This is a genomic window from Bradyrhizobium iriomotense (assembly GCF_018129405.1).
Taxonomy (GTDB): domain Bacteria; phylum Pseudomonadota; class Alphaproteobacteria; order Rhizobiales; family Xanthobacteraceae; genus Bradyrhizobium; species Bradyrhizobium iriomotense_B.
Genome location: NZ_JAFCLP010000003.1, coordinates 42,207 through 66,970, shown reverse-complemented (window position 1 = coordinate 66,970; position 24,764 = coordinate 42,207). Strand labels below are relative to the sequence as shown.

At 65.1% G+C, this 24,764-nt stretch carries 25 protein-coding genes, 1 tRNA gene and 1 riboswitch; of the genes, 10 read left to right on the top strand and 16 right to left on the bottom strand.

The genetic code is table 11. From position 1 onward, the window contains the following. Position 1: 1 nt before the first annotated feature. The 3 genes from JQ592_RS09480 (at position 2) to JQ592_RS09470 (ending at position 1,890) form a co-directional block, all read left to right on the top strand. Positions 2-919, top strand: coding sequence for an alpha/beta hydrolase family esterase (locus JQ592_RS09480; protein WP_211402613.1), 918 nt, complete (start codon positions 2-4; stop codon positions 917-919). A 97-nt stretch (positions 920-1,016) separates the two neighbouring features. Continuing rightward, complete coding sequence (locus tag JQ592_RS09475; RefSeq protein ID WP_211402612.1) at positions 1,017-1,367, top strand: RidA family protein; 351 nt, start codon at positions 1,017-1,019, stop codon at positions 1,365-1,367. Positions 1,368-1,524: 157 nt separating this feature from the next. Next, on the top strand, positions 1,525-1,890 hold the full coding sequence (locus JQ592_RS09470) for a nuclear transport factor 2 family protein (RefSeq protein ID WP_211402611.1): 366 nt from the start codon (positions 1,525-1,527) through the stop codon (positions 1,888-1,890). A 201-nt stretch (positions 1,891-2,091) separates the two neighbouring features. On the opposite strand, the gene JQ592_RS09465 is transcribed toward JQ592_RS09470, so the two are convergent. The 11 genes from JQ592_RS09465 to JQ592_RS09415 all read right to left on the bottom strand — a co-directional run bounded on the left by JQ592_RS09465 (position 2,092) and on the right by JQ592_RS09415 (position 12,445). Beyond that, positions 2,092-2,940: an amidohydrolase family protein gene (locus JQ592_RS09465; protein ID WP_211402610.1), complete on the bottom strand. Its 849-nt coding sequence runs from the start codon at positions 2,938-2,940 to the stop codon at positions 2,092-2,094. A 3-nt stretch (positions 2,941-2,943) separates the two neighbouring features. Then, a complete protein-coding gene (locus tag JQ592_RS09460) occupies positions 2,944-3,921 on the bottom strand; it encodes an aldo/keto reductase (RefSeq protein ID WP_211402609.1) in 978 nt (325 codons plus the stop codon). Positions 3,922-4,028: 107 nt separating this feature from the next. After that, a complete protein-coding gene (locus JQ592_RS09455) occupies positions 4,029-4,961 on the bottom strand; it encodes a sugar-binding protein (RefSeq protein WP_211402608.1) in 933 nt (310 codons plus the stop codon). Between the two features lie 94 nt (positions 4,962-5,055). Further along, positions 5,056-6,126: an ABC transporter permease gene (locus JQ592_RS09450; RefSeq protein ID WP_211402607.1), complete on the bottom strand. Its 1,071-nt coding sequence runs from the start codon at positions 6,124-6,126 to the stop codon at positions 5,056-5,058. Continuing rightward, entirely contained in the window at positions 6,126-6,884 is a 759-nt protein-coding gene (locus JQ592_RS09445; protein WP_183250502.1) for an ATP-binding cassette domain-containing protein, read from the bottom strand. The genes JQ592_RS09450 and JQ592_RS09445 overlap by 1 nt, the downstream gene beginning before the upstream one ends. A 12-nt stretch (positions 6,885-6,896) precedes the next feature. Beyond that, a complete protein-coding gene (xylA, locus tag JQ592_RS09440; RefSeq protein WP_211402606.1) occupies positions 6,897-8,219 on the bottom strand; it encodes a xylose isomerase in 1,323 nt (440 codons plus the stop codon). Continuing rightward, positions 8,220-9,674 (bottom strand): xylulokinase, encoded by a 1,455-nt coding sequence (xylB, locus tag JQ592_RS09435; RefSeq protein WP_211402605.1) that lies wholly within the window; start codon positions 9,672-9,674, stop codon positions 8,220-8,222. 82 nt (positions 9,675-9,756) lie between these two features. Continuing rightward, entirely contained in the window at positions 9,757-10,797 is a 1,041-nt protein-coding gene (locus tag JQ592_RS09430) for a LacI family DNA-binding transcriptional regulator (RefSeq protein ID WP_211402604.1), read from the bottom strand. Between the two features lie 87 nt (positions 10,798-10,884). Then, complete coding sequence (locus tag JQ592_RS09425) at positions 10,885-11,349, bottom strand: GNAT family N-acetyltransferase (RefSeq protein WP_211402935.1); 465 nt, start codon at positions 11,347-11,349, stop codon at positions 10,885-10,887. Between the two features lie 2 nt (positions 11,350-11,351). Then, complete coding sequence (locus tag JQ592_RS09420; RefSeq protein ID WP_211402603.1) at positions 11,352-11,864, bottom strand: GNAT family N-acetyltransferase; 513 nt, start codon at positions 11,862-11,864, stop codon at positions 11,352-11,354. Further along, positions 11,864-12,445, bottom strand: a complete 582-nt coding sequence (locus JQ592_RS09415; RefSeq protein WP_183250497.1) for a helix-turn-helix domain-containing protein — start codon at positions 12,443-12,445, stop codon at positions 11,864-11,866. Before JQ592_RS09415 ends, JQ592_RS09420 begins: the two co-directional genes overlap by 1 nt. A 1,223-nt stretch (positions 12,446-13,668) precedes the next feature. Here JQ592_RS09415 and JQ592_RS09410 point away from each other — a divergent pair. Beyond that, positions 13,669-14,571 carry a HEPN domain-containing protein gene (locus JQ592_RS09410; protein ID WP_211402602.1) on the top strand — a complete coding sequence of 301 codons (903 nt, stop codon included), beginning with the start codon at positions 13,669-13,671 and terminating at the stop codon, positions 14,569-14,571. A gap of 180 nt (positions 14,572-14,751) precedes the next feature. Here JQ592_RS09410 and JQ592_RS09405 read toward each other — a convergent pair. Next, positions 14,752-14,825: transfer RNA gene (locus tag JQ592_RS09405), tRNA-Gly, on the bottom strand. Positions 14,826-14,998: 173 nt separating this feature from the next. On the opposite strand from JQ592_RS09405, the gene JQ592_RS09400 reads away from it, so the two are divergent. The 5 genes from JQ592_RS09400 to JQ592_RS09380 all read left to right on the top strand — a co-directional run bounded on the left by JQ592_RS09400 (position 14,999) and on the right by JQ592_RS09380 (position 18,059). Beyond that, positions 14,999-15,577, top strand: a complete 579-nt coding sequence (locus JQ592_RS09400) for a methylated-DNA--[protein]-cysteine S-methyltransferase (RefSeq protein WP_211402601.1) — start codon at positions 14,999-15,001, stop codon at positions 15,575-15,577. Positions 15,578-15,587: 10 nt separating this feature from the next. Next, complete coding sequence (locus JQ592_RS09395; RefSeq protein ID WP_211402600.1) at positions 15,588-16,427, top strand: helix-turn-helix transcriptional regulator; 840 nt, start codon at positions 15,588-15,590, stop codon at positions 16,425-16,427. A 56-nt stretch (positions 16,428-16,483) separates the two neighbouring features. Then, positions 16,484-16,843, top strand: coding sequence for a VOC family protein (locus JQ592_RS09390; RefSeq protein ID WP_211402599.1), 360 nt, complete (start codon positions 16,484-16,486; stop codon positions 16,841-16,843). A gap of 147 nt (positions 16,844-16,990) precedes the next feature. Next, entirely contained in the window at positions 16,991-17,386 is a 396-nt protein-coding gene (locus JQ592_RS09385; RefSeq protein WP_211402598.1) for an SRPBCC family protein, read from the top strand. 196 nt (positions 17,387-17,582) lie between these two features. Beyond that, positions 17,583-18,059, top strand: coding sequence for a hypothetical protein (locus JQ592_RS09380; protein ID WP_211402597.1), 477 nt, complete (start codon positions 17,583-17,585; stop codon positions 18,057-18,059). A 109-nt stretch (positions 18,060-18,168) separates the two neighbouring features. Here the strand turns inward: JQ592_RS09380 and JQ592_RS09375 are convergent, their stop codons facing one another. The 4 genes from JQ592_RS09375 to JQ592_RS09360 all read right to left on the bottom strand — a co-directional run bounded on the left by JQ592_RS09375 (position 18,169) and on the right by JQ592_RS09360 (position 23,335). Further along, entirely contained in the window at positions 18,169-18,843 is a 675-nt protein-coding gene (locus JQ592_RS09375) for a hypothetical protein (RefSeq protein WP_211402596.1), read from the bottom strand. A 256-nt stretch (positions 18,844-19,099) separates the two neighbouring features. Further along, the gene (locus JQ592_RS09370) at positions 19,100-20,551 is read right to left on the bottom strand and encodes an MATE family efflux transporter (RefSeq protein ID WP_211402595.1); all 1,452 of its coding nucleotides are present in this window, start codon (positions 20,549-20,551) and stop codon (positions 19,100-19,102) included. A 333-nt stretch (positions 20,552-20,884) separates the two neighbouring features. Next, the gene (locus JQ592_RS09365; RefSeq protein ID WP_211402594.1) at positions 20,885-21,937 is read right to left on the bottom strand and encodes a hypothetical protein; all 1,053 of its coding nucleotides are present in this window, start codon (positions 21,935-21,937) and stop codon (positions 20,885-20,887) included. 261 nt (positions 21,938-22,198) lie between these two features. Continuing rightward, positions 22,199-23,335 carry a 2'-deoxycytidine 5'-triphosphate deaminase gene (locus tag JQ592_RS09360; RefSeq protein WP_433996410.1) on the bottom strand — a complete coding sequence of 379 codons (1,137 nt, stop codon included), beginning with the start codon at positions 23,333-23,335 and terminating at the stop codon, positions 22,199-22,201. A gap of 80 nt (positions 23,336-23,415) precedes the next feature. Beyond that, a riboswitch (SAM riboswitch) is annotated at positions 23,416-23,495 on the top strand. Between the two features lie 74 nt (positions 23,496-23,569). On the opposite strand from JQ592_RS09360, the gene JQ592_RS09355 reads away from it, so the two are divergent. Beyond that, positions 23,570-24,754 carry an O-succinylhomoserine sulfhydrylase gene (locus tag JQ592_RS09355; RefSeq protein WP_211402592.1) on the top strand — a complete coding sequence of 395 codons (1,185 nt, stop codon included), beginning with the start codon at positions 23,570-23,572 and terminating at the stop codon, positions 24,752-24,754. The last annotated feature ends 10 nt before the right edge of the window (positions 24,755-24,764 follow it).

Sequence of the window (24,764 nt, the reverse complement as noted above, 5' to 3'; positions counted from 1 at the left end):
CATGCGGCGGTGGATGCAGGTCGGGATGTTTGTTGCGGCATTGACCTCGACCTCGGTCGCATCCGCCGACATCATCGACGTCAACGGCGTGAAGCGCTCCTACACCTTGCAACTGCCCGCGAAGAGACTTGTGCCGCTGGTGGTCGTGCTGCATGGCAAGACCCAGCGCGGCGCCGACATGGTCGCGCGGACGGCGTGGCCGCAGGTCGCGAAGCGCGAAGGTTTCGCCGTGGCATTTCCTGACGGCCTCAACCATGCCTGGGCCGATGCGCGAACCAAGGCGGGACCCGCGCTCCGCGGCCCGCCCGACGGCACCGACGACATCGCCTTCATCGCCAAGCTCGTCGAGAAGCTGCTGGCGAACGGCACGGCCGACCCGAAGCGCGTCTATGTCGCCGGCATCTCCAATGGCGGCGCCATGGCGATGACGCTTCTCTGCGCGCGCGCCGATCTGTTCGCGGCCGGCGCCAGCGTGGTCATGAACCTCACCGATGAGACCGCGGTCACTTGCCATCCGTCGCGACCGCTGCCGATGCTGCTCATGAACGGCACGGCCGATCCATTGGTGCCTTACGCGGGCGGACGCGGATCGAGCTATTTTGCCGCAGACGGGTTCTGGTCGACCGAGGAAACGCTGGCGTTCTGGCGCAAGCTCAATGGCTGCGAGGCGGACGATGCCAGCGTGACAGATTTGCCCGACAAGGCGCCCGCAGACCAGTCCACCGTCACGCGGATCACTTCGCGCTGTCCGAAAGGCCATGACGTCGTACTCTATCGCATCAACGGTGGCGGCCACCGCATGCCCGGCTTTGCGCCGGATGCTCGCTTCCCGCGGGTCGCGACCAGCCTGCTGGGGCCGCAGAACGGCGACATCGACGGCGCCGAAACAATCTGGACATTCTTCAGTCAATTTCCGTGAATCGGCGCATGCATTGCCGGCGACGCATGCGCCACCGGGGTGGCACGGCGCGGGCCGCTGGGCTAGACAGGGCCGCCATTCCACCAGGAGATCCCAAATGAGCATTCAGCGTTTTGAAACCGGCCCGCGCATGAGCCAGGCCGTCGTGCACGGCAACACCGTCTATCTCGCCGGTGTCGTCGCCAGCAACGCTGCCGGCGAAAGCGTGACCAAGCAGACCCAGGACATCCTGAAGACCATCGACGGCCATCTCGCCAAGGCCGGCACCGACAAGTCGAAGCTGCTCTCGGCCACGATCTACATCACCGACATGAAGACCTTCGGCGAGATGAACGCGGTGTGGGACGCCTGGGTCTCGCCCGGCAACACCCCGGCCCGCGCCACCGTCGAAGCCAAGCTGGCGGCGCCGCAATACACCGTCGAGATCATGGTGACGGCCGCGAAGTAATCTTCGCAAGCAGTACACATGCGAATGAAGCGCGATGAGGTCATCATCGCGCTTCATTTTTTTGCACGCGCCGATGACCTCCGAGGTAATCGATCAGCGCGCGCTTTCCTTCGATAGTGACGGTCAGCCGGACACGGCGTCATTGAAGGAGAGCAACATGACCGACCACACCGCCATCGCCCGCCTCTATATCGATCTCTGGAACGAGCGCACGACAAGCCGCCGGCGCGAGCTGCTGAGCCAGACCTGGACGGCGGATGCGAGCTATGTCGATCCCCTGATGAAGGGCGACGGCCCTGATGACATCGACGCGCTGATATCGGGCGTGCAGCAGCGTTTTCCCGATTTCAGGTTCAAGCTGATCGGCGAGCCCAACGGCTACGGCGATCATGTGCGGTTCTCGTGGGGCCTCGGCCCTGACGGTGTCGACAGCCCGATCAAGGGGACGGATTTTGCCGTGCTGAAGGACGGGCGGATCCGGAGCGTGACGGGGTTTCTGGATCAGGTGCCCGCGGGGGCATGAGCCACAGGCGTTCCCTCAAACTCCGGTGTCGTTCCGGCCTAGCGCGCAATTGCGCGCGGGGGGCCGGGACCCATAACCACAGGGAGTAGTTTGGCGAAGATTAGTCGTTCGGTACTCCTGCCTTGGGCAACCCGAGAGATCACGCGGTATGGGTCCCGGCCTTCGCCGGGACGACACCTGTGATTGGGTGCGCGGGCTTGCTTATGCAGTCACCAACCGATACGCAGCCTTCGCATTCCCCCCAAACGCCTTCTCCCGCACACCGGAGCCCAGCTTCGCCAGACATCCCTCCAGCGCGCCCTTGATCTCGCCGTAGCTGCCGGCGAGCAGGCACACCGGCCAGTCCGAGCCGAAGATCAGCCGATCCTCGCCAAAACATTTCGCGGCATGTTCGACGAACGGAAGCAGCCGTTCCGCATTCCAGTCGCTCCAGACAGCCTCCGTCGCGAGGCCTGAGATCTTGCACCAGACGTTGCCGCAGGCGGCGAGCGCTGTGATGCGGTCGGTCCATTCGTCGCTTCCGCCGTCGGCGATCGGCGGTTTTGCGGCATGGTCGAGCACGAAGCGCGCTTGCGGGAAGGCCTGTGCGGTTGCGATCGCGGCCGGCAGCTCGCGGGTGCGGACGAGGAAATCGTAGGCGAGATCGCGGGCGAACACCGCGGTGAGGCCGCGCTGGACGTCTTCGCGCAGCAGCCAGTCCGCATCGAGCTCGTCATGGACCTGGTGGCGGATGCCCACGAGCTTGTCGCCGCCCGGCAACGCACGCAACCGGTCGAGCGTTTCGCCGAGGTCGCCGTCAGTCAGATCGGCCCAGCCGACGACACCGATCACCGAGGGCGTCGCATGCGCGATGCGCAAAAATTCCTCGGTCTCCTCGAGGGCGGAGCGGCACTGCACGACGATGCTGGCGTCGATGCCGTTCGCCTTCAACAGCGGTGCGAGATCGGCGGGGCCGAAGGCGCGGCGGATCGGCGCCAGCTCGGGCGCGTCCATCCAGGGATAGTCGGCGCGCGCGGGATCCCAGAAATGCTGATGGGCGTCGATGATCATGGCCTACGCTCCACCGGGCAGCGGCGCGCGGGCGTCGACGAGATTTCGCGCACGTAGCTCCTGCCAGAATGCCGGCGGCACCGCCCGCTCCGACATTGCGATGTTGTCGGCAACTTCGCCGGCGTTACGCGCGCCCATCACGGCAACGGTCACCGCCGGGTGAGCCATGCAGAACTGCAGCGCGGCGGCCTTCAGCTCGGTGCCGTGCTTGCGGCAGAGCTCGTCGAGCGTGAGCGCACGTGCGACGAGCGCGGCGTCGGCATCCTGATAGTTGAACTTCGCACCCGCATGCGGATTGGCCAAAATGCCGCTGTTGTAGATGCCGCCGAGCAGGATGCCGATGTTCCTGGCCGCGCAAACCGGAAACAGCGCGTCCAGCGCGCCCTGGTCGAGCAACGTATAGCGCCCGGCGAGCAGGAAGCAGTCGACCGGCACGGCCTCGGCAAAGCGCACGAGCATTTCCGACTGGTTCATGCCGGCGCCGATCGCTTTGACCGTGCCCTCAGTGCGCAGGCGCTGCAGCGCGCGGAAGGCACCCGTGACGGCCTCGTCATAGTGATCGTCGGGATCGTGCACCAGCAGGACGTCGACGCGGTCGAGCCCGAGGCGGGCAAGACTTTCCTCCACCGAACGCATCACGCCGTCATAACTGAAATCGAACACGGGCCGCTCACGCGGCGTACCCTTGTAGTGTTCGTCCTCGGCGGCGCCGCCATCGGGGGCGCGCAGCAGGCGGCCGACCTTGGTCGAGACGGCGTAGGACTCGCGCTTCTGCTGCCGCAAGAACGCACCGAGCCGCCGTTCCGCGAGGCCAAAGCCGTAGAGCGGCGCGGTATCGAAGAAGCGGATTCCGGCCGTCCAGGCGCGCGCGATCGTCGCTTCCGCATCCGCGTCGCTGACGGGGGTGAACAATCCGCCGAGTGGGGCGGAACCGAGACCGATTGAGGTGACGTCGAGAGAGCCGAGCCGCGAGCGCTTCATTCCCATTGCCTTACAGTCTTCATTCCAGCAGTCCAAAGATCATCTCTCCCGCTTGCGGCAAGCGCAAGCGGGAGAGGCACGCAGGAGCGCGGGGCTGGCGGGCGCTCCTACTTCAGCATCTGCGCGACGTTGTCCTTGGTGACGAGGTCGAGGCCGGTGTAGACGATCTCCGGCACCTTCTCGCCCTTCTTGATGGCGAGCAGCGTATCCATCGCCTTCTCGCCCATCTCGAACGGACGCTGGCCGACCAGCGCATTGGCATAGCCGTCACGCAGCAGCTCGAGCTGCATCTTCAGCGTATCGGCGACGACCAGCGTGAACTTGCCGGAATCGATGTCCTTCTTGTTCCTGGACGCGAAGGCCTTGAAGCCTTCGGGGGCGAACATCGGCCAACCCCCGATGGGAACGATGGCGGCGAGATCGGGCGTGGCGGTGCGCATATCCGTCATCTGCTGGACCGCGAGCGCTGGATCGTCGTTGCAGAAGGTCGGCGAGCCCGCAACCTCGGTCCATTTCGACCCCTTCAGCGCCTCGCGAACGCCATCGACGCGCTCAGCGAGGTTCTTGGCGCCAGGACCGCCCGAGACCATCGCATACTTGCCGCCATCCGGCCGCATCTTCAGCAGCTGCTTGCCGAGGGCTAAGCCGAACTCCTTGTTGTTGGTGCCGATATAGGCGATGCGCTTGGAGCCGGGCGCGTCGGCATCGAAGGTGATGACGGGAATGCCGGCGGCCGTCGCCGCCTCGATCGACTTGGTCATCGCCGCGACGTCGGCGACCGAGATGGCGAGGCCGTCGACCTTCTGGGTGACGAAGTCCTGGATGATCTGCGCCTGCGTCGCCGGCTCGTGCTCGACCGGACCCTTGTAGATGCACTCGATATTGCCGAGCTCCTTGGCGCGCTTCAGGCAACCGTCACGCGCGAAGTCGAAGAACGGATTGTTCATCGCCTTGGGCACGATGACGAAGCGGTAGTTCGCGGCAAGCGCCGGCGTCGCCATCATCGCAACAGCGATGCCGGCAAGAAGCAGTTTCCTCATTGTCTCCTCCACCCTTGTTTGGTGCCCATCCTTTCGAAAGCGCCCGGGAAGCGGACAGGCGGCATTTTCGTTGCCTTCCCGAGACGACGTCACGTCAGGTCATTCGCGAGCGGATGCGATCGACCAGCACGGCCAGAATGATGATCACGCCCACCAGCGTCTGCTGCCAGTAGGAGGAGACCTGCGCCAGCACGAGACCGTTGCGGATCACCTCGAGCAGCACGCAGCCGACGATGGCCCCGAGCGGGCCGCCGATGCCGCCGGCAAGGTTGGCACCGCCGATCACGGCCGCCGCGATCACGTTGAGCTCATAGGACGTCGCCATGTTGGCCGGCGCCGATCCGAGCCAGCCGGAGATGATGATGCCCTGGAGCCCTGCGGCGAGCGCGCAGATCACATAGACCTCGATCTTCACCCGCACCACTGGGATGCCGGTCAGCTCGGCCGCCTTCTCGTTGCCGCCGAGCGCGAAGACGTGGCGGCCGAACGAGGTGTGGTGCAGCACCACCGCCATCGTCAGCGCGAGGATCACGAGATAGATAAACGGCACGGGCACGCCGAGCACGTCGCCCGAGGTGAGCGCATAGAAATAATCGGCGTCCGGCCCGCCCGGGAAACTGCCGCGGCCGTTGGAGACGACATAGCCGAGCCCGCGCACGATCGAGAGCATGCCGAGCGTGGTGACGAAGGGCGACAGGCCGAGCATGGCGATGCAGAAGCCGTTGACGAGCCCCGCGATCAGCGCGACGCCGAGGCCGGCGAGGAGCGAGATCAGCAGGATCAGGCCGGGCACATTGGCGAGCACGGTCTTGCCGTCGGCCGCCATGTGCACCAACGGCGAGCCGGGCGCCGACAGCTCGGTCATCACCATCGAGGTGATCATGGCGGAGAAGCACATCATCGAGCCGACCGACAGATCGATGCCGCCGGTGATGATCACGAAGGTGACGCCGAGCGTGGCAATGGCGATGAAGGAAAAGTTCTTCGCCACGTTCTGCATGTTGCCTTCGGTGAAGAAGTACGGGCTGGCGAAATGCATGATCACCAGCAGGACCGCCAGCGCGAGCAGAACGTAGCCGGTCTGCGAGGCGAAGATGCCGCGCTGCCACCATCGGATCTTGCCGACATTGGTGAAGCTGATCGGGGATTCCATGGGCATAGCCATCACGCCGCCTCCTTCGCGCCGGTGATGAGGGCGGTGACTTCCTCCGGTGAGGTCTCGTGGATCGGCTTGTCGGCCCGCTTCTCGCCGCGGCGCATGACGATGACGCGGTCGCACACCGCGAACACGTCGGGCATGCGGTGCGAGATCAGCATCACGGCGACGCCCTGCTCCTTGAGCCGGTGAATCAGGCCGAGCACCTGCTCGACCTGGCGCACCGAGATCGCGGCGGTCGGCTCATCCATCATCACCAGCCGCGCATTGGAGAGACGGGTCCGCGCGATCGCGACGGCCTGGCGCTGGCCGCCGGACATCTGCTTGACGAGATCGTCGGGGCGCGTCTCCGAGCGCAATTCGCCGAACAGCTCAAGTGCGCGCGCCGCCATCGCCTTGTGGTCGAGCAGCGCGATGGGTCCGAATTTGCGCTTCAGCTCGCGGCCGAGGAAGACGTTGGCCGCCGCCGTCAGATTGTCCGATAGTGCGAGATCCTGGTAGACCACCTCGATGCCGACCGCGCGGGCATCGACGGGCCGGTTGAAGTGGACCGCGCTGCCGGCAAAGCGCATCTCGCCATGCGTGGGGCGGAAATTGCCGGCGATGATCTTGACCAGCGTCGACTTGCCGGCGCCGTTGTCGCCCATCAGGCCGACCACCTCGCCCGGGAAGACCTGCATGTCGACGTCGTGCAGCGCGCGGATCGCGCCGAACTCTTTGCCGATGCCGGTCAATTCGAGGACCGGTGTCGCGTCAGCCTTTGTCATCAGCGGCGTTCCTCAGACATAGCGGTTGACCAGGGATTCCAGATATTCCTGCCGGCCCGACCGCGGCTGCGGATCGAAGCCGGGACTCATCGCACGGTCGGCGAGATCGGCGAGCGAGCGCTGGCCGCCGAGAATGGCGCGGCCCTCGGGGCCGGCCCAGCCCTCATAACGCTTGTCGAGCGGCGCAGTGAGGGCGCCGGCATCGAGCATGTCGGCGGCGGCGAGAAAGGCGCGCGCGCAGGCATCCATCGAGCCGACATGGGCGTGAATGAGATCGTCAGGGTCGATCGACTGGCGGCGGATCTTGGCGTCGAAATTGAGCCCGCCCGAGGTGAAGCCGCCGTGGTTCAGGATCTCGTGGAACACCAGCGACAACTCGCTCACGTTCATCGCGAACTGGTCGGTGTCCCATCCCAGCAGATCGTCGCCGCGGTTGATGTCGAGCGAACCGAACACACCGAGCGCTTCGGCGAGCGCGACCTCGTGATGGAAGGAGTGCCCGGCGAGGATAGCGTGGTTCTGCTCGATGTTGAGCTTGACGTCCTTGAGCAGGTCGTAGCGTTCGAGGAAGCCGTAGCAGGTGGCGACATCGAAGTCGTATTGATGCTTGGTCGGCTCCTTGGGCTTGGGCTCGATCAGGATCGGGCCCTTGAAACCGATCTTGTGCTTGTGCTCGACGACGAGCGAGACGAAGCGGCCGAGCTGGTCGAGCTCGCGCTTCAGATCGGTGTTGAGCAGTGTCTCGTAGCCCTCGCGGCCGCCCCACAGCACATAGTTCTGGCCGCCGAGCCGGTGCGTCACCTCAAGCGCAGCGCGAACCTGGCCGGCGGCATAGGTGAAGATGTCGGGGTCCGGGTTGGTTGCGGCGCCCGCCATGTAGCGGCGATGCGTGAACAGGTTTGCGGTGCCCCAGAGCAGGCGGACTTTTGCCGATTCCATCTTCGCTTCGAAGACATCGGCGATCGCGTTGAGGTTGGCGACGGACTCGCTGAGCGAGTCCCCTTCCGGCGCCGCATCGACGTCGTGGAAGGTGAAGAAGGGCACGTCAAGCAGGCGGAACAGCTCGAAGGCGACATCGGCCTTGGCGCGTGCCATCGCCATCGGATCGCTGCCGTGATGCCAGGGCCGCAAAAATGTCTCGCCGCCGAAGGGATCGCCGCCGGGCCAGCACAGGGAATGCCAATAGCAGACCGCAAAGCGCAAATGATCTTCGAGCCTGCGGCCATGTACGAGGCGGTCCTTGTCGTACCAGCGGAAGGCATGCGTGTTCGCCGCATCCTTGCCGGCAAAGGCAACGGGCGTCGTTGCATCGAAGAATTTGGCTGGCGCGTTCACTTAGAGAGACTCCTTCAATGCGGGATAAAGCGCACGCCAGCGGCGATAGGCTTCGTCATAGGCGGCGGTCACGGATGCGCGGGGTGCGAAGCTCGCAAGCCGCCGCGGACGGGTGCAGACCTCTGCCGGAGCTTCGCCGGTGGCGGCGATGCGGCCGAGCCGTGCGGCGCCGAGCGCGGCACCCACCTCGCCCTCCTCGACGCGGTGGACGGGAATGCCAAGCACGTCGGCGCAGATCTGCGCCCAGAGCGGCGAGCGCGAACCGCCGCCGACGAGGTCGAGTTCAGTGATCGGCCCGCTCGCCGTGCTCAGGGCCGCCAGATTGTCGCGCGCAGCGAAGGCGACGCCTTCGACCACGGCCTGCACGATCTGGGAACGCCCGGTCGCGCCGCGCAGGCCGACGAAGGCGCCGCTCGCGGCCGCATCGTTGTGCGGCGCGCGCTCGCCATCGAGATAAGGCAGGAATTTTATGGGACTCGGCCCGTCGACGCGCTCGCCGAGCGGCGCCAAGAGCGCCGCGGCGGGCGTCTCCATCACATCGGACAGCCAGGCCAGCGAAGCCGCGGCCGACAGCATCACGCCCATCTGGTGCCAGAGGCCGGGCAGCGCGTGGCAGAAGGCATGCACGGCGGAAGCCGGTGCCGGCGCGAAACGATCGGTGACGCGGAACACCACGCCGGAGGTGCCAAGCGACAGGAAGGCATCGCCGGGTGCAATGGCGCCGAGCCCGATCGCACTCGCCGCGTTGTCGCCGGCGCCGCCCGCGACCACGACGTCTTTGGCCATGCCCCAACGCTGCGCGTATTCCGGCGCGAGCACTGCGCTCACCGCGCTGCCCTCGACGAGGCGCGGCATGTGATGCAGATCGAGGCCGGTCGCGTGCAGCAGCAGCGCCGACCAGCGGCGCTCGCCGACATCGAGCCACAGCGTGCCGGCCGCATCCGACATGTCCTCGACCATCTCGCCGGTCAGCCGGTAGCGGACATAGGCCTTCGGCAGCAGCACTTTTGCGATACGCGCAAATATCTCCGGCTCGTGCCGCGCGACCCAAAACAGCTTTGGCGCGGTGAAGCCGGGCATCGCCAGATTGCCGGCGATGGCGTGCAGCGACGGACAGCGTCGCTCCAGTATGGCGCATTCGGCCTGCGAACGGCCGTCGTTCCAGAGGATCGCGGGACGCAGCGGGCGTCCGTCTTCGCCCAGCAGCGTCGCGCCATGCATCTGGCCTGACAGCCCGATGCCGGCAACCCGCGCAACCTCGCGCGGATGATGACTCGCGAGATCGTCGACCGCACCGATCGCGCCCTCGACCCAGGCGTCGGGATCCTGCTCGGACCACAGCGGTGCCGGATGCGACAGCGCGAGCTCGCGCGCCGCCGTCGCGATCACCGCGCCGGCGTCGTTCACGAGAACCGCCTTCACACCGGACGTGCCGATGTCGATGCCGAGATACACGCCATCCTCCTCTTGTTCCGTCGCGGTGTGCGAGCTTGACGTCGCCTTCCCCGCAACGGGCCGTTTCCAAATCCACCTGCCGCTAAGGCAGATTGTCCCGCATCACGATGTCGATCCTGATCTTCTCCTGCTCACGCAGGATCGGCTCGCCGCGGGCGAGCGCGAGCAGGACGCGCACGGCGGCGCGCGCCTCATGTCCCGGGTTCTGCGAGATCGCGGCATCCATCACACCCTGCAGCAGCAGCTTGCGCGTCAGCGCGGTGACGTCGTGCCCGACAAACACGACCTTGTCGCGGCCGGCCTCGCTCAACGCTTTGGCAACGCCCTGTGTGCCGGCGCCGACGTTGTAGAGGCCGACAATGTCAGCATGCCTGCCCAACAGCCGTGCCAGAAGTTGCTCCGAGCGCGCGTCCTCGTCGCGCCCTTCCAGCACCGGCAGCACACTGAGGTCGGGGAATTCCGAGGCCATCACCTGGTTGAAGCCGAAGATGCGCTCGGCATGGTCGCGCAGGCCCTGCGATCCCGCGACGACAGCCACCTTGCCTGAGCGCCCGCCGACCAGCCGCCCGACCAGCGCACCGGCGGTGCGCCCCGCCGCGATGTTGTCGATGCCGACATAATGGTGACGGCGCGACGACGGCACGTCTGAGACCAGCGTCACGACCTTGGTGCCGGCATCGACGAGGTCGTTGATGGCGGCGCGGACGGTGGGATGATCCAGTGCCACCACGGCGACGCCGTCGTAATCGCCGGACAGCGCCTCCAATGAGGTGGCCAGCACGGAGGCGTCGAACACGTCGGTTGTGACCATCTCGACATTGAGGCGGCGGGCCGAGAGCCAGGCCGTCATCTCGCCGAGATAGGCCTCGATCTGCTGCATGAACGGGTTCGGCCCCGACGGCATCACGAAGGCAAAGCGGCGGGCGCGGCCGCGCGCGAGCTCCGCGGCGGCCACATGCGGCTGGAAGGAGTTGCGCTCGATCGCCTCCCGGACACGCCGGACCGTGTCCGGCCTCACGCCCGGCCGGTTGTGCAGCACGCGGTCGACCGTCGCGAGGCTGACGCCCGCCTCGCGGGCGATGTCTTTCAGCGTCAGCGCGGCGGTGGTGAGCGTCTCGGCCATGGCTGAAGGCTAGCAGAGGTGTTTTGAGGTACGCAACTCATTTTGAGGGGCATGATGGCATTTCAGGCCCGGCAGTTGGCCGGAGGCTCAGCGAGCGCTCAGATCGAGCGTCAGGAACAAGCTATTGGAATCCCGGACATAACCCTCGAACGGGCCGCAGAGCACAAAACCATGCGCCTGGTAGAGCGCGTGCGCCGGCTTGAAATAATCCCACGAGCCGGTCTCGAGGCTGAGCCGCTCCACGCCGCGCGCGCGGGCTTCTGCGATGATGTGGCGGAGCATCTGGCCGCCAAAGCCGCGCCGCCGCGCGGTCTGAAGCGTATGCATCGACTTGACCTCGCCATGACCGGGCGAAAGCGTCTTGAGCGCGCCGGTGGCGACGAGCGTCTCGCCGTCCCAACCGGTCCAGAACGCGATGTCGCTGGCGCGAATGCCCGCCAGATCGAGCGCATGCGCGCTGCCCGGCGCGGTCTGCGCCCGCGCAGCCGTTACGTGATGGTCCAGCAGCGCGATGACGCGGGGATCATAGGTGTCGCCGGCGCGAATCTGCATCGTCACGGCCGCACTCCGCTTGCAAGCTGCTTCTGCATGAAGACGAGATCGAGCCAGCGGCCGAACTTGCAGCCGACCTCCGGCATGCGGGCGACCTCGGCGAAACCGAGCGAGGCATGCAAGGCGATCGAGGCGGCGTTGGCGCCGTCGATGCCGGCGATCATGGCGTGCTTGTTCATGGCCGTGGCGCGCTCGATCAGCGCCGCCATCAGGCTGCGGCCGACGCCGAGCCGATGATGCCGCTCGCCGACATAGACCGAGTTCTCGACCGTGTGGCGATAGCCGGGAAAGGGGCGGAAATCGCCGAACGAGGCGAAGCCGACGACGTCCCTGCCCTTCATTGCGACCAGCACGGGATAGCCGGCCTCCTGCCTTGCGCCCATCCAGGCGCGCCGCGAGGCGAGGTCGGCCGGGCCGTCGGTCCAGACCGCCGTGGTGTTGAGCGCGGCGTAATTGTAGATGGCCAAAATATCCGCGGCATCCTCGAGCGTAGCGTCCCGCACGATCAGCGACATCACATCTTCCCGTAAGAGGTGCCGCGCCGCGTGATGATGACGTAGCGCGCATCCTGTCTGGTTTCGTTCTCGAAGGTCACCGCGCGCATCACGTCGAAGTCGAGACAGTCGCCGTCGCGCAGGCGCACCGTCTTGGCGTCGATATGCACGCAGACCGCGCCCTCCAGCATCAGGAGCTGCTGGGTGAAGGCGTTGCGGCCCCAGGGGCTGTAGGAGACGCGCGCGCCGGCCGGAAGGTCGACGACGATGATCTCGATGCCGCTGGCCGCATCGGGCGGCGAGGCATGACGCCGGCGATAGCCGCTGTCGGGGTCGCGCCAATGCGGCTGGTCCGCAAGCCGGACCAGCCGCTCCGGCGGCTTCTCCGCGAGTGCGACGACGTCGCTGAGCGTGACGTCGAGCGCCGCACAGAGCTTGTTGAGCAGCGCGGCCGTCGCACTGCTCTGCGCCCGCTCCACCCGCCCGATCATGGCCCGGCTGACGCCGGAGCGGCCTGCGAGTTCGTTCAACGTCATGCCCGCCTGCGTCCTCAACGTCTTCAAGCGACGACCGATCGCGCGGTCGAGTTTCTGCTGGTCCATCTCTTTGCAGGTCCTGGCCTTCATCCAAACATTGCCCGACACGAGGACCGCACCCGACGGGGCGACGCAGAGCTTAAGCCGGGACAGGTGCGTGTGCCGGGTCCGAGGGGCTAATATATTGGAATCTTTGGGCGGGGTCGCGGTCTTCACGTGCAAGGCCTGCGGTCTCGGTCAAGGGAAGGCCGAGATTCTCTGCAAGTTGAGCAATTCGCTCGACAAGAAAATCCGACGCCGCTCCGACGCAATGACTCGCAGCGTTAGCGGCAGGTCCCCTTTCCCGCGTTGTTGTGGCAATAGAGGACGTACCGTGCGTTCACGACCGAGGCAGACGCGCACGCCTTGCCGACGTAATTGGAGCAAGGGATTTGAGCGAAACAATTTGCCGCGCCGGCACTCCCCCAAATCTTCGTGCAAAGCGCCTTGCAATTGGCTTCACACCAAGCTGCCTGTTGAGCACGGGCATGACCACCGGTCACGGCATGACTGATGAGAACGACCACAAGTACCGCAATTGCTCTACGCATATTGAGACCCCTTCAATAGATGGCGCGCTCCTCTCCAGGCGCGCGCGATGAAATCAGTGAGGAACAAATGTAGGGGCGCGGCGCGCGGTCAATTGCGCCGGACGCCCGCGATGCGCGTATAAATTTTCTTGTTGGAGAACCCTGCGCTCGTCCGCCGCCAAGCGCACGGTCTCAGGATATTGCGGGACGTAAATGCCCCAGCCCCGTGCGTCAGCTTCAAGTCAATAGTATCGAAGATCAAGACCCAAGCTGCGATGATCACTCGGTTGTGCTATTTATCACAATACTCCCTGTGGTAGTGCGGTACTGCATCCGCGCTACTCTGCAATGCACATTCTGGCTGCATCTTCGAGGGCACGGTCGGCCTTTTTGGTGCGCGCTCGCTCGAAGAAGGCTACACAGCCGCAGAAGACGTTCAGGACACGAGAAGACCCGTGAGGCCGCGCATGTGGGAAGGACGCCCGCCCCGTCTCCGGGAATGAAACGAGGATACTTCCTGGCGGAAACCTGCCGAGTGTTGGAGCGGGCGAAGGGAATCGAACCCTCGTATGCAGCTTGGGAAAGGGTATTCGTACCGAGTCTTTTCAACGAGTTAGCGGAGCTATTCTCCGGTTATTCTCTTACTTTTGCGTGTCGATTTGTGGCGCATTCAATTACCTTGTCGCGCTCTATCGTGACCTTCAGCGCCGAGAGGGACGCATGCCAGGAGATTTCGTCTACGGCGGCATTGCCGGTGTCAGAATGGATGGTGGACCATTTGAATTAGGTGACGGGCTAAGCGTCCGCCCAATCTACGCTCACCTCATGTCGCACTATCTGATGGCATTCAAAAAGCCGGAAGCGCCCGGACAGTCGCACCCAGCGCCATGGGTCGCCGCACTCGGTGGTCGTAGCTTCGACATTGACGTTGAACTCAAGGTTCCAACAGCAAACCCTCTGGGTAAGAAGCTCAGCGTTAACGAGGTCATGTGGTGGATCGCGGCACTCTTGCGGATCGGTGCATTTCCGAACATCGCTGTGGTCGCGGTATCTGATCATCCCTTTGACGAGATTTCGCAGCAAACAAAACCTACAATTCAATCATTCGAGTCGATACGTCGTTTCGGGCGTACCGATGAGCGACATCTGGACCATGACGACCTTAATTGGGTGAAGCAAAAGTGGTTGCCCGCTGGCAAACTATTCACTCAAAACAAGAACTTTGCGGCCGCGATGCGCGCGTACGATTCCGCTAGCGAACACGGAAGAAGCGCAGCGTCGATGCTGGCATTGTGGGCCGCAATTGAAGTGATATTTACACCTACGCCCGGCGAGACACGATTTCGCGTCGCGACCATGCTCGCGTCATATCTGGAACCGCCTGGAGCAACGCGGTTAGAAACCTACAAGGAGATCCTGGAATTATATAACGTACGCTCGAAGGCGGCGCACAGCGCGGCTGGCGTTGAGGACGGGGCACTCCTGAAAAGCATGATCTTGGCTCGAAACGCTTTGGTTCGCATGGTGGACGAGATTCGCGTCCCAACTCAACAAGATTTGGAAAATCTCGCTTTCATAGGTGCTGGCGCGGCAACGCCTTCGGAAGGCTCTCAACCGGGATGAATTACTGCACCCTTTTTTAGTACACTAGCGATCTTGGCCAATAAGACACGCTGACGGAGAGGTCGGATTTTTCTGCTAGCTTCTATTTTCCAGCACCACGCAGTCCCGGCGTGTAGGTATCACCAGCTGTCGTTCTCAGAGCGTTGCTCTGTGCGCAAGTTGTTGACGTAATTTGGAGAATGGAGCGGGCGAAGGGAATCGAACCCTCGTATGCAGCTTGGGAAGCTGCCGTTCTACCATTGAACTACGCCCGCGTGCGCGCGCTTCGCGCCCATCCTGATTAGCCGAGACGGCGCCTCCCGCCAAGCGGTTTGGCGCGTCCGCCCGGATGGTTGTTAACGTCCTGGCAAGATTTTGGGTGCGCCGGATTGTGGCGGTGTTATGATCGAGACGTCGGGGGAAAACGTGCACTGAGTGGGGCGTGTGCATGGTGGGGCGTGGCTACACGGTATTCGACACGGCGATAGGCCGTTGCGGCATCATCTGGAGCAGCACCGGCGTGGTCGCCGTGCAATTGCCGGAGGCGCGGGAGATCGACACCCGCCGCCGGATTTTCCAGGCTCATCCCGAGGCGCGCGAGCAGCAGCCTCCGCTCAATACCGAGCTTGCGATCGAGGGCATCGTGGGCCTACTGCAGGGCAGCGATCCCGATTTTTCCGATGTCAGCCTGGATGCCGGCGGCGTGCCCGGCTTCAACCGGCGGGTCTACGAATACGCCTGCACGATCCCGCGCGGCGAGACGCGCACCTATCACGAGATCGCCAAGGCACTCGGCGCCTCCGGCGCCGCGCATTCGGTGGCGCAGGCGATCGCCAAAAATCCCTACATGCTGATCGTGCCGTGCCACCGCGTTCTGGAGGCCGGCAACTACACCGGCCGGATCTCGCCTTACGGCGGGGTGATCTCCAAGCGGCGGCTATTGTCGCTGGAGGGCGCCCAGGCGGTCGCCAGCAAGACGCTGTTCGAGGTGCTGCTGCCCGTTGCTCCGCCGCGCGCGCCTACCTAGATAGAGTCGCATGGATGCGACCACGCTGCTGACGACACGTTCGATGAGGGTCTCCGAGTTTCGCTGCGATGCGGGACCGGACGACACGCCGTTCGCGGAATGCCGCACCGGCTATTCCATCGCCTATGTCCGCTCCGGCAGCTTCGGCTGCCATTGCCGCGCCGGCTTCTTCGAGCTGGTGGCGGGCTCGATGCTGGTCGGCGCCCCCGGCGAGGAATACACCTGCACGCACGAGCATGTCTCGGGCGACGTCTGCCTCGGCTTCTTCTTCAGCGAGAACCTGGTCGATGCCCTCGGGGGACGGCGCGAGATCTGGCAGGTCGGCGCGACGCCGCCGTTGCCCGAGCTGATGGTGCTGGGCGAACTGGCCCAGACGGCAGCAGATGGCAACAGCGACTTGGGTCTCGACGAGATCGGCCAGATTCTCGCGGGCCGTTTCATTGATGTGGTTTCGGGCAAGGCGCGCAAGCCGGCGACGCCGACCGCGCGCGATCGCCGCCGCGCCGTCGAAGCCGCGCTGTGGATCGACGACAATTCGCATGCCGAGCTCGACCTCGAACAGGCAGCAAAGCAGGCCGGCCTCAGCCCGTTCCATTTCCTGCGGCTGTTCTCGGCCGTGCTCGGCGTCACCCCGCATCAATATCTGGTCCGCTCGCGGCTGCGGCACGCCGCGCGCAGGCTTACTGAGGACGACATTGCCGTCACCGATATCGCCTATGACGTCGGCTTCGGCGACCTCTCCAACTTCGTCCGCACGTTTCATCGTGCCGCCGGCGTGTCGCCGACGAAGTTCCGCCAAGCCTCGAAGGGGATGCGCAAGATTCTCCAAGAGCGGGTTGCCCTGAACTGACTAGGGTCGTCTCCGGCGCGCGCCATTCTCGGCGCGCTTTGCAATGGAGACGGAATATGTACGACCACATCGGATTGCGCGTTGCCGACCTCGACGCCGCCACGCGCTTCTACACCGCGGTGCTGGCTCCACTCGGTTATGTCCTGTGCTCGAGCGGCGACGGCTATGCCGGCTTCGGGCCGAAGGGCGAGCCGGGGCTGTGGCTGCATCTGAACAAGGGCCGCAAGGCCGACGGCGCGCATATCGCGTTTCGCGCCGGGGATCATGACGCGGTCAAGGCGTTTCACAGCGAAGGGCTGAAGAGCGGCGGCCGCGACAATGGCGGCGCCGGGCCGCGTAGGGATTACAGCTCGACCTATTACGCGGCGTTCCTGATCGATCCTGACGGCAACAATATCGAGGCGGTTTGTGTGTGAGGCGCGACCAAACGCTCCACATACGCCGTCATTCCGGGATGGTGCGTAGCACCAGACCCGGAATCTCGAGATTCTCAGGTGCGCAATTGCGCACCAGAGTTCGCGCTTCGCGCGCCCCGGAATGACTCCAGCAAAATGGGAATCTCCATGGCCTCCATCCACAACGACATCCCCCTCCCCGTCCCCGCCCGCGACGTCTGGGACGCCGTGCGCGATTTCGGCGCGCTGCCGCAGCGGCTGGTGCCGGGCTTCGTCACGGCGTGCACGCTCGACGGCGATGCGCGCATCGTCACCTTCGCCAACGGCTCCGTCGCGCGCGAGGTGCTGGTCGATTGCGACGACGCGCGACAGCGTCTGGTCTATGCGATCAACAACGAGCGGCTGAAGCATTACAGCGCCTCGGTGCAGGTGATCGCCGAGGGCGATGCACGGTGCCGGCTGGTCTGGATCATCGACATGCTGCCGAACGAGCTTGCGGCTTATGTCCAGGGCCAGACGAAAGAGGCCGTCGCCGCCATGCACCGGGCATTCCCGCCCGCGTAGCTCTTTGTTTGAGCATGATCTCCGCGCAAACGCGTCCCGCGTTTGTCGCGAGGGAAAACCGCTGCACACTTTTCCGGATCATGCTCGCTTGCGTGATGTTTTTCACAGAGCCGCACCCTCGCCGGCCGTAACCATGCCCGCGTGCGTCCGGTTGGCTCCGCTCTCCCGGCGGTGCCACGCACGCGAGGAGCATGCCATGAGAGGTGCGGACAAGGTGATCTGTCAGGCGGCCGCCGTGCTGCTGCTGTTTTCGATGTCGAGTGTGCCGGCAAAGGCGCAGTTCCTCGGCGGCGGTGGTGCCGGCGGCGAGGACATGATGACCCAGATGGCGCCGATGCTGGAGATGATGAAGGCGAAGATGGGCAAGCGCCGCTTCGCCATGCTGATGCAGACCATGGGTCCGATGATGAGCCGCATGATGGAGAACGGCGGCGGCGGGCTCGGCGGCATGATGGGCGGCGGCAATTTCGGCGCCGGCTTTGGCGCGCCGAATTACGGCGGCTACGCGCCGATGGGCGGAAGCGTGCCGACCGGCCTCGGCGGCATGGGCGGCGGCGACATCATGGGCATGCTCGGCGGTTCAGGTGGCAGCGACATGATGGCGATGATCCCGCAATTGATGCGGCTCGCCAATGTCGGCGGCGGTGGTCATCGCCGCCACAGGCGTCGCTAAGGCGGGTCGGCATATCGCCGCGGCGTCGCAACTCCGGCAACGAGGCAACCACCCTTCGCGGGGGACGAAGGATGGTTGCGCCGGGCCGGCGGATGGAGCGCCGCCGGTATCAGATCCGGTCGTTGAGCAGAACGCCGGACAGCGAAGGGGCGCTTGATTGCGTCGCGCTGTAGGTTGATTCCGTGAGCGAGTCCTTCAGCGACTGAAGGAATTGCTGCAGCAACTCGGTCGCCGACGTACTGCTCGACGAGCTGTCCGTGCTGCTCGCGGTCGTCGTGTCGCCGGATCCCGTTGTGCTGGACGAGGTCGAATCCGTGAGCGAGCTGGTCAGCGACTGAAGGAATTGCTGAAGCAAATCCACCAGCGGATTGCCGCTCGACGAACCGTCGGTGCTGCTGGCCGAAGAGCCGTCGGACGGCGGCGGCCCAAGGGGCGGTCCGCCGGCGCCGCCTGGCCCGCCGGGGCCTTGCGAGAACGCCGCCTTGAAGATGCCTTGCAGCTCGGTGGCCTGCTGGTCGGTCAGCTTACCGGTCGACACTTCCTGCTGGATGAGATCGTCGATCTTCGATGCGAACTCGTCGGGCGATAATCTGCCGCCGCTGGATTGATCGCTCGCGCTGCTCGATTGCAGGGCGGAATCGATGTCACTGAGCGCGGACGACAGCGCCGTCTGATCGGACGCGCTGATCGCGCCGGAACTGACTTCCGCCTGCAGTTCATCCTGCAGTCGCTGCAACGGCGATGTGTGGTGATGGTGGGAGGAGAGCGCCGAAATCGAGGTCATGGAGGCTTTCCGTGCTGATGAACTCGCGGCGAAATTGTCGCCAGGAGCTGGCGCGGAGCCTTCGGCACAGTGCAGCGTCGGTTACCGGGCATTGCCAGGCAACCGACGGAAACATCCAGAAACAAAGATCCGGCGCGCGTCCTAAAGCGCGATGAGATTGGGACAAATCATCATCGCGCCTTAGGTTGTTGTTTGAGCATGATCGTCTCGGAAAACCGCTGCACACTTTGCGCTAACGCCGCCCTTCGGGTCCGGATCATGCTCTATCCGCCGCGCCCGACAGGGCCGGCCTGATCGCGGGCTTGCCCTCGCGCGGTCCCCAGCGCGTCAGCACGACGCTGGAGCAGGACAGCAGGCCGAGCACGACCATCGAGCTCGCGGCCAGCCAGAAGAAGCTCTGCGCGGTGGCCTCGTGAGTCATGAGCCACCAGCCGGCGGCCGAGATGTAGATCAGCCGCGCGGTCTGCGCCAACACCGGGCCGATCACCTTCGCCGCACCTTGCGAGGAGAAATACATCGTCGTTGCAAGGCCGAAGAACGCGTAGAACGGCCCGACCGTCGAGAGATATTGATGGCTCGCGGCGCGCACAGCCGCGCTGTCGGTGAAGATGTTGACCCAGAGATCGGGGAAGATCGCAACGAGGCATGCCGGCGCGCCGACGGCGACGAAGGCGGCGGCACTGGCGATCCAGGCGATGCGCCGGGCCCGCGCGATGCGGCCCGCGCCGATCGCCATTCCGACCATCGGCACGCAGGCAATGCCGAACGAGAACGCGATCGAGGTCAGCAGGAATTCCAGCCGCGCGCCGACGCCGTAGCCGGCGAGGATCGCCGTGCCGAACTTCGCCAGCATGTGGGTGAAGATCGAGATCGTCAGCACCGATTGCAGCGGCGAGAAGCAGGCGATGGCGCCGACCTTGAGGATGTCGAAGAACATCGCCCATTGGATGCGCAGGCCGCGCAGCCTCAGTGCGATCCGCGCGCGGCCGGAGAACAGGTACCAGCCCATGATGCAGATGTTCATGGTGTAGGCGATCAGCGCGCCGGCCGCGACGCCGCGCATGCCGAGCTGCGGCACCGGGCCGAGCCCGAGACCGAGCGTGCCGCCGAGCACGATCTGCCAGGCCGCAGAGTTGAGGATGAGGAACGACGGCAGTTTCATGTTGCCGGTGCCGCGCAACACGCCCGCCATGGTGTTGAGCAGCCAGGGCAGCACGGCGCCGCCGAAGAACACCTGCGTGTAGGCGATCGCATGCGTCAGCACATCGCCGCGGCCGCCGAGCATTTCGAGCACCCTCGGCCCGAAGATCAACATGCCCAGCATGAAGACGAGGCCGAAGCTGATGCCGATCAGCATCGCATGCATGGCAAGCGTGCCGGCCCGCTCGCGGTCGCCGGCGCCGAGCGCGCGTGCGATGGCGGACGCCACCGCGCCGCCCATGGCGCCGCCGGACATGGTCATGGTCAGGATCACTGTCGGAAACACCAGCGCCATCGCCGCCAGTGCCTCGACGCCGAGCCGGCCGATATAGGAGGTCTCCGCGATCACCGTGCAGGTGCCGGCCGATAGCGCGATCACGTTCGGCCAGGCGAGGGAGAGCAGCGTGCGCAGGATCGGCCCGTCGGTCAGCGCGCTCTTCACTGGAGGCGGGGGCGGCGGCAGCGGGCGCTCTTGCTCATCGACCGGGATTTCGGCGATGTCGGACATGTCCTCCCCCGGACGCAGGCGCCATTTGCGGCGCGGCAATCACTTGGTGTGCCAATAGCTTTGTTCGCGCGAAAGACGCAGCGTGAGGCTTGTTAGCACGACGATTGCCGATTCCTCCTGCGCAGAGCGCAGGCGTGCCCTGCGGCAGCGCATTTCAATCTCCTTTCTCTCCCTCTCCCCGTTCTTACGGGGAGAGGGTGGGGTGAGGGGCTGCTTCCGCAAATTCGGTGACAGCTGCCCTCGCGGAGACTCCCCCTCACCCGGAATTTGCTTCGCAAATTCCGGCCTCTCCCCGCACGCGGGGAGAGGCGAACTGCGTCGCGACAGCATCGCCTACTCGATGGTCCACACCAGCGGCGGGCGACCGCCCGGGGTCGGACGCAGATGCACGCAGATGTGCCGGCCGCAGCCCGCGGCGAGCCCTTCGAACAATCCTTCCAGCACCTTGGCGCAGGCGCGGTGATAGTCGGCGACGTCGTCCATCAGCTTCCAGCTCTGCTGACGGATTTCGAACACACCTTCGGACTGCGTCGTCTCGGCCGCGTCATCCTGCGCGGCGAACAGCGCGTTCAGGAACGATGTGAACTCGCTCGCGCCGCCGCGGGTCATCGACAGCGCTGTCGCGACCTCGTCGAAATATTGCATTCCGATCAGCTTGCCGGTGAGGTGCAGGAGATAGCCGGCGTCCTCGGGGCCGAACAGCTGCACCATCACGGGCGCGGCGGTGCGGACATATTCCATCGCGTAATTGCGATAGGCCTTTTCCAGCCGCGGCTTCGGCCAGCTCGCGACCGGCAATGCCGGCGCGGTCTTGGCGTCGAACAGCGGCGCTTCCACATGCCGCGCGAACACGAGCCGCTGATCGAGCTCGAGCGGGTGGTCGTATTGATGGTAATAGCCTTCGAGCCCGTCCTGACCGTCGACGCTCTGCTTGGTGCAGACGAAGCCGAGGCGGAGATCGCCGAGCGCAACGCCGTTGTTGGCGTGCCAGCCGCGCAGCATCGCGCGACTGACCTCGCCCGGCACGCCGCAGATCGCGGTGCCCTTCCAGATCCAGCGCGGCGGCGGATAGCGGATCCAGGCCTTGGTGTCGCTCTCATACATGTATTCGACATGCACGCCGCCGATCCAGTTGGAGAGATAGTGATATTGTGCAGCGGCCACCGCCGGCGGCAGATGGCTGAGTCCGAGCTTTTGCAAACCAGGCAAGAAGCGCTCCTGCTGCTGACGACGGAACACGCGGAAGACGAACTCCGCCGCATCGCTCGTGCCGCGGCGCGTGACGACGGTGAGGATGAGGCCGGTGAAATAGGCGTGATAGAGATCGGCGACCGCGCGCCAGCGCTTCCATTGGGCTTCCTGCGCGGCGTCTGCTGGCGCGGTCATGTTCGCTCCCGGCTTGTTGTTTTGCGGGAGTGTGTCATCGCGGATGGGACGGCGCAACACACCACAAGCTCGGTGTCATCGCCCGGCGAAGACCGGGCGATCCAGTATTCCAGAGACGATCGTGATTGAATCGAGAGGCCGCGGCGTACTGGATTCCCCGCTTTCGCGGGGAATGACAAATCGTAGCCCGCCATGAGCGAAGCGATATGCGGGGATACTGTTCCCGGATGTCGCTGCGCTCATCCGGGCTACGGAATATCGCTACACCCGGAAATGCTTGCTCAGCTTCAACCCCTGCGCCTGGTAGTTGGAGCCGATGCGCTGGCCGTACATGGCGTCGGGGCGCGCCAGCATCTTTTCGTAGACGAGGCGGCCGACGATCTGGCCGTGCTCGAGGATGAACGGCACTTCGCGCGAGCGCACTTCGAGCACGGCGCGCGCGCCCTGCCCGCCCGCACCGGCATAGCCGAAGCCGGGATCGAAGAAGCCGGCATAGTGCACGCGGAATTCGCCGACCAAGGGATCGAACGGCACCATCTCCGCGGCGTAGTCGGGCGGCACCTGCACGGCCTCTTTCGAGGCGAGGATGTAGAACTCGCCGGGGTCGAGGATCAGACTGCCGTCGGGACGGGCCGAGATCGGCTCCCAGAAATCCTCCACCGCATAGCCGGCACGGCGATCGACGTCGACGACGCCGGTGTGGCGCTTGGCGCGGTAGCCGACGAAGCCATTGGCCTTCTCGCCCGAGAGATCGACGGAGACGGCAACGCCGCCGGAGAGGTCGGCATCGTCGACGTCGACGAGGCGCTCAGTGGCATGCAGCGCATCGAGCTCGTCGGCATTGAGAATGGCATCCCCAGTGCGGAAGCGCACCTGCGACAGGCGCGAGCCCTCGCGCACCAGCACCGGAAACGTCTTCGGGCTGATCTCGGCATAGAGCGGGCCATGATAGCCGGCGCCGATCATGTCGAAGCGGCGGGTGCCGTCGGCGATGACGCGGGTGAAGACGTCGAGCCGGCCGGTCGAGCTTTTCGGATTTGCGGCTGCGACGATCTCCGGCGGCAGCGCCAGGCTCTCGAGCAGCGGCACGATGTAGACGCAGTTGGTCTCCAGCACCGCGCCGTCGGCGAGGCCGAACTCGTGCAGCTTCAATTCGTCGATGCGCTCGGCGACGGTGGCGCCGGGCCCGGGCAGGAAGCTGGCGCGGACGCGGTAGGCGATGTCGCCGAGGCGCAGGTCGAGGCTCGCCGGCTGGATCTGGCTTTCGACGAAGTCGTAGGCGGGCAGGATGAGCCCCGCCTCCGCCATCGCCGCGATCATGCGGTCGGGCAGGATTCCATTGGCGTCGGCGGCGACCGTGAAACTCAACCGGGGGTCCTCATCTGGGGTCAAACGCATCCGGACATGCGGAAAATACGAGTCTTTCAGGGCTAGCCGATGGACGCCTTGACGGAAAGGGCATTGCGGAATATGAGCATCACTTATCCCGTGGTGATTTGAGCCGGCCGGCTTGCAGCCACGTTAAATAAATCGCTAAACAGGCCGGGGACCTCTGTGATCCCGGCCAGTGGAGATATCCAGGCCGGTTTTTTTGTGACCGTTTTCGCATGAACGGTCATGTCGGAGGGTCCTATGTCGAAGTCGCCTGCTTACCGCCCCGAAACCCGCCTGGTCCATTCCGGCACCCTGCGCTCGCAATATGGCGAGACGTCGGAGGCGCTGTTTTTGACGCAGGGCTATGTCTACAACAGCGCCGAGGAGTGCGAGGCGCGGTTCAAGGGTGAGGACCCCGGCTTCATCTATTCGCGTTATTCGAACCCGACCATTGCGATGTTCGAGCGCCGCATGATCGAGCTCGAGGGCGCCGAGGCCGCCCGCTCGGCGGCAACCGGCATGGCGGCGGTGACGACCGCGATCCTGGCGCCGCTCAAAGCCGGCGATCATGTGGTCGCCTCGCGCGCGCTGTTCGGCTCGTGCCTTTACGTCATCCAGGACCTCCTGCCGCGTTACGGCATCGAGACCACGCTGGTCGACGGAGCCAATCTCGACCAGTGGCAGCGGGCGCTTCGGCCGAACACCAAGACGTTCTTCCTGGAGAGCCCGACCAACCCGACGCTTGACGTGCTCGACATTCCCGGCATTGCCGAGATCGCGCACAGTGGCGGCGCGCGGCTCGTCGTCGACAACGTGTTCGCCACCCCGATCTGGCAGAGCCCGCTGGCGCTGGGCGCCGACGTCGTCGTCTACTCCGCGACCAAGCATATCGACGGCCAGGGCCGGTGCCTCGGCGGCATCATCCTGTCCTCGGAAGCGTTCATCGCCGAGCACCTGCATAATTTCATGCGCCAGACCGGCCCGTCGATCTCGCCGTTCAACGCCTGGGTCCTGCTCAAGGGCCTGGAGACGCTGGGCGTGCGTGTGCGCGCGCAGACCGACACCGCGGGCCGCGTTGCCGAGGTGCTGGCGAGCCATCCCAAGATCTCGCGGCTGGTCTATCCCGGCCGCGCCGATCATCCGCAGGCAGCTCTCGTGAAGAAGCAGATGCGCGGCGGCTCGACGCTGGTCGGCTTCGAGGTGAAGGGCGGCAAGGCGGCCGCGTTCCGCGTGCTCAACGAGCTCAAGCTTGCGAAGATCTCGAACAATCTCGGCGACGCCAAGAGCCTCGTCACGCATCCGGCCACCACGACGCATCAGCGCCTGAAACCGGAAGACCGCGCCGCGCTCGGCATCAGCGAAGGTTTCATCCGCTTCTCGGCGGGGCTGGAGCATGCGGATGATCTGATCGAAGATCTCACCGCGGCGCTGGAGAAGGCGTGAGGTTGTGTCG